Origin of the sequence: Pseudodesulfovibrio sediminis, assembly GCF_020886695.1 — a bacterium.
GTDB classification, from domain to species: Bacteria; Desulfobacterota; Desulfovibrionia; order Desulfovibrionales; family Desulfovibrionaceae; genus Pseudodesulfovibrio; species Pseudodesulfovibrio sediminis.
Genome location: NZ_AP024485.1, coordinates 2027505 through 2039552, shown reverse-complemented (window position 1 = coordinate 2039552; position 12048 = coordinate 2027505). Strand labels below are relative to the sequence as shown.

Annotated in this window: 11 protein-coding genes; 7 read left to right on the top strand and 4 right to left on the bottom strand. The window is 55.8% G+C overall.

The genetic code is table 11. From position 1 onward, the window contains the following. Positions 1-4 precede the first annotated feature (4 nt). The 7 genes from SRBAKS_RS09805 to SRBAKS_RS09775 all read left to right on the top strand — a co-directional run bounded on the left by SRBAKS_RS09805 (position 5) and on the right by SRBAKS_RS09775 (position 8348). Entirely contained in the window at positions 5-631 is a 627-nt protein-coding gene (locus SRBAKS_RS09805; protein WP_229590697.1) for a Tgt2/MlaC family protein, read from the top strand. A 34-nt stretch (positions 632-665) separates the two neighbouring features. After that, complete coding sequence (locus SRBAKS_RS09800; protein ID WP_229590696.1) at positions 666-1451, top strand: MlaA family lipoprotein; 786 nt, start codon at positions 666-668, stop codon at positions 1449-1451. A 26-nt stretch (positions 1452-1477) separates the two neighbouring features. Next, positions 1478-1957, top strand: a complete 480-nt coding sequence (locus tag SRBAKS_RS09795) for a metallophosphoesterase family protein (RefSeq protein ID WP_229590695.1) — start codon at positions 1478-1480, stop codon at positions 1955-1957. A gap of 161 nt (positions 1958-2118) precedes the next feature. Next, complete coding sequence (locus tag SRBAKS_RS09790) at positions 2119-3336, top strand: ABC transporter substrate-binding protein (protein ID WP_229590694.1); 1218 nt, start codon at positions 2119-2121, stop codon at positions 3334-3336. Further along, positions 3333-5909, top strand: a complete 2577-nt coding sequence (locus SRBAKS_RS09785) for an EAL domain-containing protein (protein ID WP_229590693.1) — start codon at positions 3333-3335, stop codon at positions 5907-5909. Before SRBAKS_RS09790 ends, SRBAKS_RS09785 begins: the two co-directional genes overlap by 4 nt. Positions 5910-6188: 279 nt before the next feature. Next, positions 6189-6926 (top strand): hypothetical protein, encoded by a 738-nt coding sequence (locus SRBAKS_RS09780; protein ID WP_229590692.1) that lies wholly within the window; start codon positions 6189-6191, stop codon positions 6924-6926. Between the two features lie 24 nt (positions 6927-6950). After that, positions 6951-8348 (top strand): cobyrinic acid a,c-diamide synthase CobB, encoded by a 1398-nt coding sequence (locus SRBAKS_RS09775; protein ID WP_229590691.1) that lies wholly within the window; start codon positions 6951-6953, stop codon positions 8346-8348. A gap of 741 nt (positions 8349-9089) precedes the next feature. Here SRBAKS_RS09775 and SRBAKS_RS09770 read toward each other — a convergent pair. Genes SRBAKS_RS09770 through SRBAKS_RS09755 form a run of 4 tightly spaced genes read right to left on the bottom strand, consistent with a single transcriptional unit; the run spans position 9090 to position 11985 of the window. Next, a complete protein-coding gene (locus tag SRBAKS_RS09770) occupies positions 9090-10466 on the bottom strand; it encodes a B12-binding domain-containing radical SAM protein (RefSeq protein WP_229590690.1) in 1377 nt (458 codons plus the stop codon). A gap of 4 nt (positions 10467-10470) precedes the next feature. Beyond that, complete coding sequence (locus tag SRBAKS_RS09765; RefSeq protein ID WP_229590689.1) at positions 10471-10647, bottom strand: hypothetical protein; 177 nt, start codon at positions 10645-10647, stop codon at positions 10471-10473. Between the two features lie 4 nt (positions 10648-10651). Continuing rightward, positions 10652-11416, bottom strand: coding sequence for a purine nucleoside phosphorylase YfiH/LACC1 family protein (locus tag SRBAKS_RS09760; RefSeq protein WP_229590688.1), 765 nt, complete (start codon positions 11414-11416; stop codon positions 10652-10654). After that, complete coding sequence (locus SRBAKS_RS09755; RefSeq protein WP_229590687.1) at positions 11404-11985, bottom strand: 5-formyltetrahydrofolate cyclo-ligase; 582 nt, start codon at positions 11983-11985, stop codon at positions 11404-11406. Before SRBAKS_RS09755 ends, SRBAKS_RS09760 begins: the two co-directional genes overlap by 13 nt. Positions 11986-12048 lie beyond the last annotated feature (63 nt).

The window sequence follows — 12048 nt, the reverse complement described above, 5'->3', positions numbered from 1 at the left end:
GCATATGAAGAAACTGATACTGACTCTTGTTTTGGTGTGTCTCCTAGTCGGCGCTGCTGCCGCACAGGAACAGGATGCGCAGACCCCGAAAGCCAGGATTCAGGAAGGAATGGACAACCTCATTGCCATGTTGTCCGATCCGAAAATGCAGGAACCCGAACATCATGACGAAGCCATTGCCGAACTCAGGAAAGTGGCTGAGCAGTTTATTGATTTCGGCCTGGTCACGAAATTTGCCGTTGGCAGACCCTGGCTCGACATGAGTCCGCAGATGCGCACGGACTTGACCAACGCCTTTGTTCGACTGCTTGAACGTTCCTATCTGAAGAGGATTCCAGCCTACGAAGGACAGCGGATCGAGTACAAAAATGAGGTCGTTTCCGGTAAAAAAGCTAAGGTGTTGACCGAAATTTTTGACAAAGATAAGAAAATAATTGTTGAATTTCGCTTGAGAATCGTAGATGGAAGGTGGATGATATACGATGTCGTCGCCGAAGGTGTGAGCCTGGTGATGAATTATCGAAGCCAATTTTCCGCTGTCCTGGACAGTGGCACTCCGGAAGATTTGCTTCGTTTGATCAACGAAAAAGTTGAAAAAATTGATGAAGTTCAGAAGAGCGAGGGGCAGTAATTTCTTGAAAACAGGCATCTCAACAGATTGTCGATTGGCAGCAGCGCTCTTGGTGCTCGTCTTCCTTCTGGGAATGACGGGGGCTTCTTTTGCTGCTGATACCGCGCCGAAACAGATTCTTCTGGCCCAGACGGTTGATACCGGAGAGGGCGGTGACGAGTTTGATGACTTTGACTCGGACTACAGCGACGAAGAGTTGGTTGCCGATCCTCTTTACTATTGGAACCTGACCTGGTTCAACATCAACGACTTCCTGTATTTCAATGCCTTCAAACCAGTGGCCGAAGGGTACGCGTGGCTGATTCCGGTCAGACCTCGCCGCTGGGTGGACAATTTCTTTACCAATCTGCTTTTCCCTGTTCGGTTCGTCAACAACATACTGACAGGTAAATTCGACGCCGCCTATATGGAGACGTCCAAGTTTATCGCCAATACCTCGTTCGGTGTGCTCGGTTTCGGTGACGTGACCGGGGGCATGCCGCGAAACTGGGAGCCGGAACGGCCCACAGCGGACGGTCTCGGCCAGACTCTTGGCAAGGCCGGTATTGGCCATGGCGTGTATCTGTACTGGCCGTTGATCGGTCCCAGCTCCATCCGCGAGTCCGTGGGTTGGGTTGGTGACGCCTATATGGACCCCTTGACCTACGGTCGGTTCACCTTCCTCGAATTTGTCGCCATCAGAGCCTACAGCAACCTGAACACCCTTTCTCTTCAGCTTCAGGGCAACGAGTATGAAGCTTTGACCGAAGGCGCTGTGGACAAGTACGCAGCCGTCCGTGACGCGTACATCCGCTACAGGGCCAAAAAGGTCGAAGAGTAGTTCTCTCTGCCCCCGGGGCTGCCTCAATGAAGATCGCCGTTATCTCCGACACTCATATGGGGGCGCCTCCAGCCTGGCTTGATCAGGTCTATCGCACATGGCTCGAACCCGCTGATGCGCTGGTTCACTGTGGGGACATCACCTCCTTTGAAACATGGTCCTACTTTATGCAGCACCACAATTTTCTGTGTGTGCGCGGTAACTGCGACTGGGACCCGCAGCTTGTGGATCAGTTGGAACCCATGCTGAGTGCGGAGCTTGGCCCGGTGCGTCTCGGCGTCACCCATGGTTGGGGATCACGCTCTCAGGTACCTGTCAAAGTGGCCGAAGCGTTTGGCCCGGAGTTCAATCTGGTTTGCTATGGGCATACCCATGCCCGTGATTGGTCCGTTCGCAATGGCGTGCAACTGCTCAACCCCGGCTCTCTTGGCGAGTTCGGTTCGCTGGCCATTGTCTCTGTGGACGGCGATGGCGCAATGGACTGTTCCTTCGTGGACGCCAACTGATTGTATCTTTTCCTCGGTTCCGTCTGTTTCTTTGTATTTATTTCCCTTCTTCTCTTTGTTTCCCGCCTGTCTCCGCCACGCAACATATGTGCCCGGTTGCACTTTTCCCCTATGAATGGCATGAATTACTGGTGTATAAAATGAGGGTGACAAAACTTTGGATGACAGTGTGCCTGCTGGTCGTCTGCCTGGGGTTTGCGGGGCGTTTGGTCAGGGCTGACAGCGAGCGCGAGTTGGTGTTCGGCATGTCTGCCGCCTTTACTGGCGCCAACAGTGAACTCGGTATTGAATTTTATCGTGGGCTTATGGCCTATCTGGAATATTTCAATGCGCAGGGTGGAGCAGATGGCTGGACCATCAAGGTGACGCCTGCCAATGATGGGTACAATCCGGCTCCGTGTTTTCAAAATACCGTCCGTTTTATCACCCAGGACAATGTCTTTGCGCTTTTCTCCTACGTGGGTACCCCTACCACCACACACATCCTGCCGCTGCTCCAGAAATTTGAAAATCAGAATATTTTCCTGCTCTTTCCCTTTACCGGCGCGCAGCCGTTGCGATCAGAGCCGTACGGAAAATACATCTATACCGCGCGCGCTTCCTACTACGAAGAAACCGCCGGACTTGTTGACCAGTTGGTGAAGATCGGTCGAACCCGTATCGGAGTGTTCTATCAATCCGACGCTTACGGGCGCAATGGCTGGGATGGCATCAGGCGGGCGCTCAAGAAACATGAGCTTGCCATCGTGTCCGAGGCCTCCTACCGGCGAGGCGCATCCTCTGCTCAGGATTTCACGGATGAGGCGCGACATATTGTCGAAGCTGAACCGGATGCCATTATCATTATCGGCACCTATGCCTCGCAAAGTGCGTTTATCAGAGATGTGCGGAATGTGGGGTATGCTGATCTCCTTGCTGGTATTTCTTTTGCCGATTCCGACAAGACTCTTGATTTGCTCAAGGCCGCAGGCATACGGGACGGCAAGGATTACAGCGTGAATCTGATCAATTCTCAGGTTGTCCCGAGTTATACCGATCTGAGCCTGCCCGGAGTCCGCTTGTATCAGAAGGTGTTGGAGGGATACACCGGCCAGCCGATATCCCCGGGCGAGGGCTACATCCCCCGCAAATTCAGCTATGTCAGTTTTGAAGGATTCCTGAACGGCCTCCTGCTGGGTGAAGTGATCAAGCGTATGGCCGATGACCCACGGCGGGACCGTATCCCGGAGGTCATGCGGTCCATTACGCATTTTGATATGGGCATCGGTGAGACAGTTTCCTTTGGCGACAAGTATCAAGGGCTCAATGCCATCTATTTCACGACCGTGAAGGATGGTTCCTTCCAGCCTGTGACCGATTGGGAGCAGTGGCGCCAATGAGGGCTCCGAAACTTTTCATAAAACCGCTCCTGTTCATGGTCGTGCTCTTCGGCATGATTGCGGTGGTCACCTCGTACACCTTTGGCTCCCGGTTGCGGCGGGAGATGTCTCGGGAATATGAATCCAAGGCGCTCGCCCTGGCCCGTTCCATTGCCGAGTCCGATATTGCCACCATTCTCGGACAGGATGCCGGAGGGGTGCAGGCCCGTATTGATCATTACCTCGATATCGCGGCGGTGTCCTATGTGGTGGTCACGGATGAGGACGGACAGCTTCTGGCCCACACCTTTGTGCCTTTTGTACCGGAGAAAATCCGACAGATCGTCAGTGATACCAATATTCGGGTTCAGGCCTCGGAGCACATGATGCGGGAGGTCTCCCTGGGGGACAAACAGTATCTGCATGTGTCGAGCCCCATCCTCAGCGGGTTGGCCGGATTTGTTCATATCGGCATGGATATGGCGGTCATCAATCGGAATATCCACGAATCCCTGGTCGAGCAGCAGATCGTTATGCTGGCCTTGTTCCTGATCAGCTCCCTGCTCCTTTTCCTTTTTATCCTGAATATTTCCAAACCGTTGACCGCGCTTTCGCAATACGCGGGCCGGGTCGCGGTCAAAGACTTCTGTGATGTGCCGGAGATTACATCCAACGACGAGGTGGGGCAGCTCGCCAGGGCCATGGCGGCCATGACCGGACAGATATCCGAACTCGTGACCAGTCTGGAGGACCGGGTCCAGCAAAAGACTCATGAGCTGAAGGAAGCGCGCGATGCGCTCAAGGAAAAGGTTGATGAGCGGACGTCCGAGCTCATGCGCACAAACACCCAGCTCAAGATCGAGATCGCCGAGAGAAAGGTCATCGGTGATGCCTTGCGTAAGGCGGAGACCAAGTACCGCACCATTTTCGAGAATGCGGTAGAGGGTATTTATCAATCTTCCCTCGGCGGCCGTTTTCAGGACACCAACCCGGCTCTGGCCCGAATTCTCGGTTACAAGACGCCTGAAGAACTCATGAGCTCGATCTATGATATCGGGACGCAGATGTATGTTGACCCCAACAGGCGCAAGGACCTGCTCAATCGGTTCGAGCGTATGGATGAGATCAAGAATTTCGTGTCCAAGGTGCGCAAGCGGGATGGCAGAATCATCTGGATCAGCGAGAATGTGCGCAAGATCATGGACAAGGATGGCAACGTACTCTGTTTCGAAGGGTCTGTGGAAGACATCACCATGCGCAAGAAGGCCGAAGACCAGCTCAAGCGGCAGGCATTTCATGACCCGCTCACCGGACTGCCCAACCGTGCGCTGTTTCTGGACCATCTGCGGATGGCCATGGAGCGCGGCCGTCGGGGCAGGCATCTTTTTTCGGTATTGTACATGGACCTGGATCGTTTCAAGGTGGTCAACGACTCGCTGGGCCACGAGGCCGGTGACGAGCTGTTGCGCGGCGTGGCACGCGTGCTGGAAAACTGTGGCCGGAGCACGGACACCATTGCCCGGTTCGGCGGAGACGAGTTTGCCATATTACAGGAAGACATCTCTGCGCCCAAGGATGCCATCACCATTGCCAGACGTATCCTTGAGGGTGTTCGCCAGCCGTTTTCCATCGGAGGCAATGAGGTCTTCACTTCGGCCTCCCTCGGTATCGTGCTCAAGACCGACGGCTATGACCGCCCCGAGGCATTGCTTCGGGACGCGGATACAGCCATGTACCGGGCCAAGGAGCTCGGCAAGTCCCGTTTCAAGGTGTTCAACAGGAAGATGCACGATCAGGCATTGCAGCTCATGGAGTTGGAAACAGACCTCAGGCGCGCCGTTGATCTGCGTGAATTCGAAGTGTTCTATCAACCCATCATGGATATCACCAAGCGCAGGGTGAGCGGCTTTGAAGCCCTGGTCCGCTGGCGGCATCCTGAGCACGGCATCATCGGTCCCAATGATTTTATTTCCCTGGCCGAGGACACCGGCCTTGTCTACGCCATTGACAATCTGGTGCTGGAAGAGGCGTGTACCCAGATAAAACTGTGGCAACATGCTCTTGGCGTTGATTCCGGCGCCGACCTTACTGTGAACGTGAATATCTCAGGGCGGAATTTCGGGCAGTCCATGCTCGTCAGTCAGGTGGGGCGCGCCATTGATGACGCCGGACTGGACCCGGCTTCGCTCAAGATCGAGATCACGGAGTCCGCGCTCATGGACAACCCCTCTGTGGCAGAGGATATGTTGCAGCAGCTCAAAGGGCTTGGCGTATCGGTCTGCATTGATGATTTCGGTACAGGCTATTCCTCCCTTTCCTATCTCCAGCGGTTTCCCATCGACGTGGTCAAGGTCGACCGCAGCTTTATCATCGAGGTGGAAACAGACACGGACAGTCAGGCCATTGTGCGCACAGTCTTCTCCCTGGGTGAATCCATGGGCCTCACGATCGTGGCCGAAGGTGTGGAAACAAAAGCCCAGCTCGACTTTCTCGAGGGTGAAGGATGTCAGTTCGTTCAGGGCTATTTCTTCCACAAGCCTTTGACTGTTGAACAGGTGGATACGTTGCTGGCTGACATGCGTCTCGACAATTAGACTCGACACCTCCCATCACACTGTGGTGAACGGTACTTCACCACCCCGTTTTCTCCTCTCATATTCGTATTTATAAGCTTCCCGTACTTGTTGGTTGTGGGCAAGACTGCTATCGTTTGAACTTCGAATATCGAAGCGATGGGGCCATGTCGGGTGTATGGAAGCATGGTCCGGCTTCGGTGGGAGATGGCGGTATACTTTTTCAGGGGTCAAACCGTTTACAGTGTAGAGTATCACCCGGGCATATGGTCGGGGTCCCAGTAAAGTGAGAAATGGATTATGATTATGAACGCAGAAGGGCTTATTGAAGGTGTTTTTTCCATTGAACGCATGGCCAAGATCGGTACCGGCACCACGGCCCGACGGGTCAAGCAGACGGCACTCTACTACGCCAGGGAAGACGAAGATGGAATGATCAATCTTCAGGGCTTGAACAATAAGCATGTGCCGTTTGGCGAGGTGGAGCAGGTCTCCAAGGATACGTTGTTGTCCGACTACCTGCCCATGCCGCAACTTTTCAAAGAGGTCATTGGCAATCTGCGGATGGTGCAGAAATCCGTGGCCCGGGGCGACAAGTTCCGCAAACGGGGTGAGAGCTTCACCGCTGAATACGAATACGCCAATGCGCTCAACCTTGATGAGCAGAATGTTCGGGCCAACTTCGGTATCGGGCTTTGTCTGCTTGAGCGGGATGAAGAGGAAAAGGCCAAAAAAGTCTTTGATCGTATTATCAAGATTGATTCCGCTTTTCAGGATGACCACAAGCATTTGTTCAATGAATATGGTATTGCCTTGCGCAAGAAGAAACTCAGCGGCCAGGCCGTGGATTATTACAAGCGCGCCCTTGAATTGAGCGATACGGATGAAAATCTGTGGTTCAATCTGGCGCGAGCGCAGTTCGATCGTCAGGACTGGGCGCGGTGCGGGGAAGCGGTTTCCAAATGTTTGGAACTCAATCCGAAGCACCCAGAGGGGATGAAGATGCTCGCCTATCTGACAAAGAAAGGGCTTGTATAACGGTTCGGTTTCGCGGGAGACTGTATGGCAAATATCAAGGCGTTCATTGTTGCCGGTACCAATAGCGGCTGCGGCAAGACTTCCATCTCCCTTGGGTTGATGGCGGCTCTCTCACGTCGGGATATCCGTGTCCAGCCCTTCAAATGCGGTCCGGATTTCATTGATCCCGGCCACCATGCTCTGGCCTGCGCCCGCAACGACACCCCTATTCCCAGCCATAATCTGGATGGGTGGATGCTTGATGCATCAACGAACCTCGGTATTTTCAATCGATATGGAGCCTCCTGCGACGTCGCGGTCATAGAAGGCGTCATGGGGCTTTTTGATGGTATTTCCGGCACCGAAGACCATGGCTCAACCGGGCAGATGGCCAAGACTCTCGGCCTGCCCGTGATTCTGGTGGTGGACGCCCGGTCCATGGCCCGCTCTGCCGCTGCGCTGGTTTCAGGGTATGCCCATTTTGATCCAGAGGTGAATATCGCCGGGGTCATTTTCAACCGTGTGGGCAGCGAATCCCATGCGGACCTGCTCCGGGAGGCCATGACTCTGTTGCCTGATATCCCGGTACTCGGCTGTCTCGGCCGCGACGGGGCCATCGCCACCCCCTCTCGCCACCTCGGGCTGGTCACGCCGGACCAGCAGGGACCGGATATGTCACGCTATCAGCGGTTGGCGGATTGGGTCGAGACCGGCCTTGATCTGGACAGTCTGCTGGACGTGCTGCCAGAGACGCTGGTGGTGCCGTCTTTCGAGCCGGTTCCCCAACTCCCGGATGTGACCATCGGTCTGGCGCGGGATAACGCCTTCTGTTTCTACTACGAAGAGAATCTGCGCCTTCTGCGAGAGGCCGGTGCACGGATTGTCGAGTTTTCTCCCATCAATGATCATCGGTTGCCCGAGCATCTGGACGGTCTCTATCTCGGCGGCGGCTATCCTGAATTATACGCCTTTGAATTGGGCCAGAACAACAAGCTGCGGCGTGAGATCAAGGAGTTCTGCGAGTCCGGCAGGCCGGTCTATGCCGAATGTGGCGGGTTCATGTATCTCATGAATGACATTGTCACCGGTCGTGGACGGTATGCCATGGCTGGAGTGTATCCGGTGCGGGCGGAGATGTCCGAGCGGTTCCGCGCTCTGGGGTATCGAGAGATAACCACACAGGCGGATACCATTCTGGGCGCTGCCGGGATCATGGTCCGTGGGCATGAATTTCATTACTCCGCCATTCAGGATGAACCGGGCGTGCAATCATTGCTGTCCGTGTATGCCATGACCGGTAGAAAAGGGGTCATCGATGCGCCTGAGGGGTTCCAGATCGAGAACACTCTGGGCTCGTATGTGCACCTTCATTTCGGGAGTCATCCTGAGGTTGCGCGTGCTTTTGTCAGAGGGTGTAAGGAGCGCTTCGAGCAGCTGGCCTAGTAACGCTGCGCGTGCCTTTTGTTTTTCAGGGTATGCGCGCTACGCGGTGAGAGTTCAATCGAAATTTATTGAATAGTTTTCGCCTTTACGGTGACCTGCTTTTTGCGAAGCGGCAAAAAGGAGGCAAAAAGCGCTTTTTTGTGTGTGATCGAGGAAGTGACCCAAGAGCCTGTAGGCGACTTCACTGCCCGACAGATTGTCTGCAACGCAAACTCGGTCGAGCTGCGCTGCGTCGCCCGGGACAGGCTCTAAGGTCCGCTTCCGATTGTCCGTCGTTGTAGGCGATTTATTTTGTAGAGTTTTAGGCTGTCGGTAACCTATCGGACAGTCTTGGATGCCGAATGTCGTTTGCTCCAATCTTCCTAGCTTAGTCCTGTTTGCAAGGCTTAGAAACTGACAACGAAAGGACGGCGGCTCCGGTCAGGCGGTACGAATGCACCAACTTGGCCCGGCAGTTTATGGTGAGAGTTGCCCCTTACTTTTCACGGCATGGAGCCGTCCCGAGTTGCTCAGGTTCTTGCCGTCAAACCTCGGGCGGGAAACTAGTGCAAGGAGCTTTTTGCGTCTCTTTTTGCTCCTCAAAAAGAGACCGCCGCCCGCGAAGGGCATGGAACAAATTGAGGGCGGCACGCACCCAAGAGTGGCTCTCGCTCCAAAGGAGCGCATCTTCCACTCTTCATAGCCGCCAAAAAGCGGCATTCCTTTATTCTTAAAGGCCTGCTGCTCGAAGCATCCGTCAAATTACCGTTTGCCTTGCAGCAAACATTTCCATCGCTTCGCTTCATCCCAACTGAACCCACCCGGTACGCAGGGCCAGATGGAATTATTTTGATATAACGGCTCGTCAGCCAGCGGATACGGGCTGGCCGCACACGCGGCATCAAACATGGGGCTGCCGGGAATGGGCGTGTAATGGGCCAGATGCGGCCTGAATCCGAATGCACGCACATGGTCGACCGCCTGTTCCACATTGTCGAGATCCTGGCCGGGCAGGCCAAACAGGATATACACGCCGATGTCGTCGAGATCGAAGCCCGCCTCCAGCAGATTGTTCGCTCCGGCTTCCCATTGTTCGCGGGTCAGTTTGACATCATTGCGGTTGTCGAAATCCGTTGTCTCCAGTCCGAGTCGGACGGTGTGCAATCCCGCATCCTTGAGACGGTGACAGACCGTCTGGGTGAGATGCCGGACATGCATGGCGTTGGGGGTGTGCAGCCGCAGATCAAGCGACCGGTCTACAATGGCATCGAGCACGGGCCAGAGCCAGCGGTCGGGCTTGATGAGCAGGGCGTCATCATAAAAGGCGAAGTTCCGCACACCGCGATCATACTCTGATTGAATGCCGTTCAGGATGTCGCTGGACATACCTTGATTGAAGGCTGGGTACAGCGCATGACTGGCGCAGTATTCACAGGAAAAGGGACACCCGCGTGAGCCGAGAATGACAGAATAGGCAGGCTGTTCATACAGGTCGGTTGCCAGTGACAGCCCGGCGTTTTCCGGGAGTGGCGGGGTGTCGAATCCGATGGTTTTCCAGAAGGCAGTCCAGTTGTCTGGCCACTCAAGCGGTCCCTGGGTGAGGTGGGCGTTCGCGTGCGTCCGTGCGTGCTCGCCGCACAGGGTGGCGTAGGTTCCACCCAGAAAACGCGGTACATCCGGCCATAACTCGGCCACGATATCAAGGATATCCAACGCGCCTGGATACCAGTAGGTCATGATGGTCGAGACCATGACCGCGTCGGGTTTGGGCTCAAGGGCGGTGAGCGCCTCCCTGACCATCTCGCGCGGCAACCCGTAGCAGGAAAATCTCCGGTCCATGAACGCGAGGGGGGCGGGAGTGGCGAGCGTTTCCTTGGGATAGTGGCCAGTGCCGTATTTGCCGGGCTTGGGCCATTTTACGTCATTCCACGTGGGGTCCAGACAGTCCATGAGGGCAACGGACGCCCCTGCTCCACGCAGCATGTCGAGACAGGCAAGCAGGCCGACCGGACGCGACCAGACATTGAAGGCCGCAAAGTCGGTGATCCACGGGTTGATACCCAGTATGCGCGGAGCGCGTCTGGAAGACGGGTGGTCCCTGTCATGCCAGGGGATGTGGGGGAAGTCAGGCCGTATCATGGCCTTAACGGGTCAGAAAATTGGACAGAATGGCAAGTCCGAGCATGGCGATGACAAGGACCAGCAGGATGTTGGTCAGCTTGTCGCGTCGCTGTACTCGTTGCGTCTTGGACCGGGTGAACTGGCTGACGATCAGAAAGATCAGCCCGAGAAGGATAATGAGTTTGATGAACAGGCCCATGCAGCTATTCCTTGATCCAGATGATCCCGCACTGCCGTCCGGTGTCCTTTGTGGGTGAAGCGTACGCCTTGCGGTAGGAAAAGAAGGTGTCGTCCAGGCCTTTGGTGCAGAGGTTCATGCCGAATATCTGGGATTCGGGCACCCCGGCATCCATGAGCTGGTCGCGGGTGATCTGCCACAGGTCCACGGTCTGTGTGGCCGGGTTGAAATAATGCTTGAAATCCGGCCCGAAGTCCGTGTCGAAGTTGACGAATTCCGCTGCCTCGGGGCTGAGGCTCGGGCCGCGCACGGCACAGACGTCTGCTGGGTCGAGGTCGTATTGTTCGCAGAACCGGCGCACGCCATTGCCGGGGAAATTGATCTTGTTGCCGCGCCAGCCAGCGTGCAGACCGGCCACGAATTTGCCGGAGCGGTGGGCCAGCAGGATGGGCTGGCAGTCTGCGGTCTTGATGACCAATCCATGGCCCGGGGTGGCGCAGGTCATGCCGTCGCCGTCCAGGGAGGCGTGTTCTTCCGGGGCATGCGGCGCGGGATCGCAATGGATGACATCGCCATGAATCTGATTCAGTTCGCACCAGCCGGTCAGTCCTAGTCTGTCGTGGATGGCCCGTCGATTGGCGGCCACGGCTGTGGTGTCGTCGCCGACGTCAAAGGAGATGTTGGCCGAATCATGAGGTGGTTCCGAGACGCCGCCGCGGCGGGAAGTGAAGGCGCACCCCACGCCGGGGATATCGATAAATTTGAAGGGGAAGAACGCTATGGCCGCCATAATTCCTTTTCCGTGCAGACCACGTCCACGGGTTTGTCCCATGGCTGGGTGGGGATGTGGTCGATGAGTTGGAAGTCGTAGCCCACGCCCACCACCAGCGTGTCACGCATGCTTTCCTTGGCCAGAAGGCGATCATAGTAACCGCCGCCGAAGCCGATACGGTTGCCCTTGCGGTCATACCCCACACCGGGGATGAGCGCGATCTGCGGGTTGCACTCATTGACGGCCGGGCAGGTGTTGCTGTCAGGGACCATGACGGAATATTCTCCGGGTATGAGGTCCGATTCGCAAGCGGCGCAGGCAAGGTCCATGATGCCCTGCTGGTCCGGTCGACACCGGGGCATGAGCACCCGGCATTCGCGCTGCCAGAGCTCGGCCACCAGCGGGCGCAGATCCACTTCGCCCTTGATGGGCCAGTACATAAGCGCTTCGGTGGCATTCTTCCATTCGAACAGGGTGCGGATGAGTTCCACAGCCTGTAGACTGGCCGCGCGAATCTGTTCCTGGGTCAAGGTCTGTCGCTGTTCAAGCAGTCGTGCGCGTACCGCATTCTTGTCGGTTTCGATCATTAGTATACCGTAGCATTTGCAGGTCGGACAATCCAGCAGGAAAGACCTATATCCCTGCTTGGT

Bases quoted from the DNA above. Each gene is read 5' to 3' on its own strand.
- SRBAKS_RS09775 (WP_229590691.1), top strand. From the start codon at position 6,951: ATGGCAAATATCAAGGCGTTCATTGTTGCCGGTACCAATAGCGGCTGC.
- SRBAKS_RS09780 (WP_229590692.1), top strand. From the start codon at position 6,189: ATGATTATGAACGCAGAAGGGCTTATTGAAGGTGTTTTTTCCATTGAA.
- SRBAKS_RS09770 (WP_229590690.1), bottom strand. From the start codon at position 10,466: ATGATACGGCCTGACTTCCCCCACATCCCCTGGCATGACAGGGACCAC.
- SRBAKS_RS09795 (WP_229590695.1), top strand. From the start codon at position 1,478: ATGAAGATCGCCGTTATCTCCGACACTCATATGGGGGCGCCTCCAGCC.
- SRBAKS_RS09805 (WP_229590697.1), top strand. From the start codon at position 5: ATGAAGAAACTGATACTGACTCTTGTTTTGGTGTGTCTCCTAGTCGGC.
- SRBAKS_RS09790 (WP_229590694.1), top strand. From the start codon at position 2,119: ATGACAGTGTGCCTGCTGGTCGTCTGCCTGGGGTTTGCGGGGCGTTTG.
- SRBAKS_RS09755 (WP_229590687.1), bottom strand. From the start codon at position 11,985: ATGATCGAAACCGACAAGAATGCGGTACGCGCACGACTGCTTGAACAG.
- SRBAKS_RS09785 (WP_229590693.1), top strand. From the start codon at position 3,333: ATGAGGGCTCCGAAACTTTTCATAAAACCGCTCCTGTTCATGGTCGTG.
- SRBAKS_RS09765 (WP_229590689.1), bottom strand. From the start codon at position 10,647: ATGGGCCTGTTCATCAAACTCATTATCCTTCTCGGGCTGATCTTTCTG.
- SRBAKS_RS09760 (WP_229590688.1), bottom strand. From the start codon at position 11,416: ATGGCGGCCATAGCGTTCTTCCCCTTCAAATTTATCGATATCCCCGGC.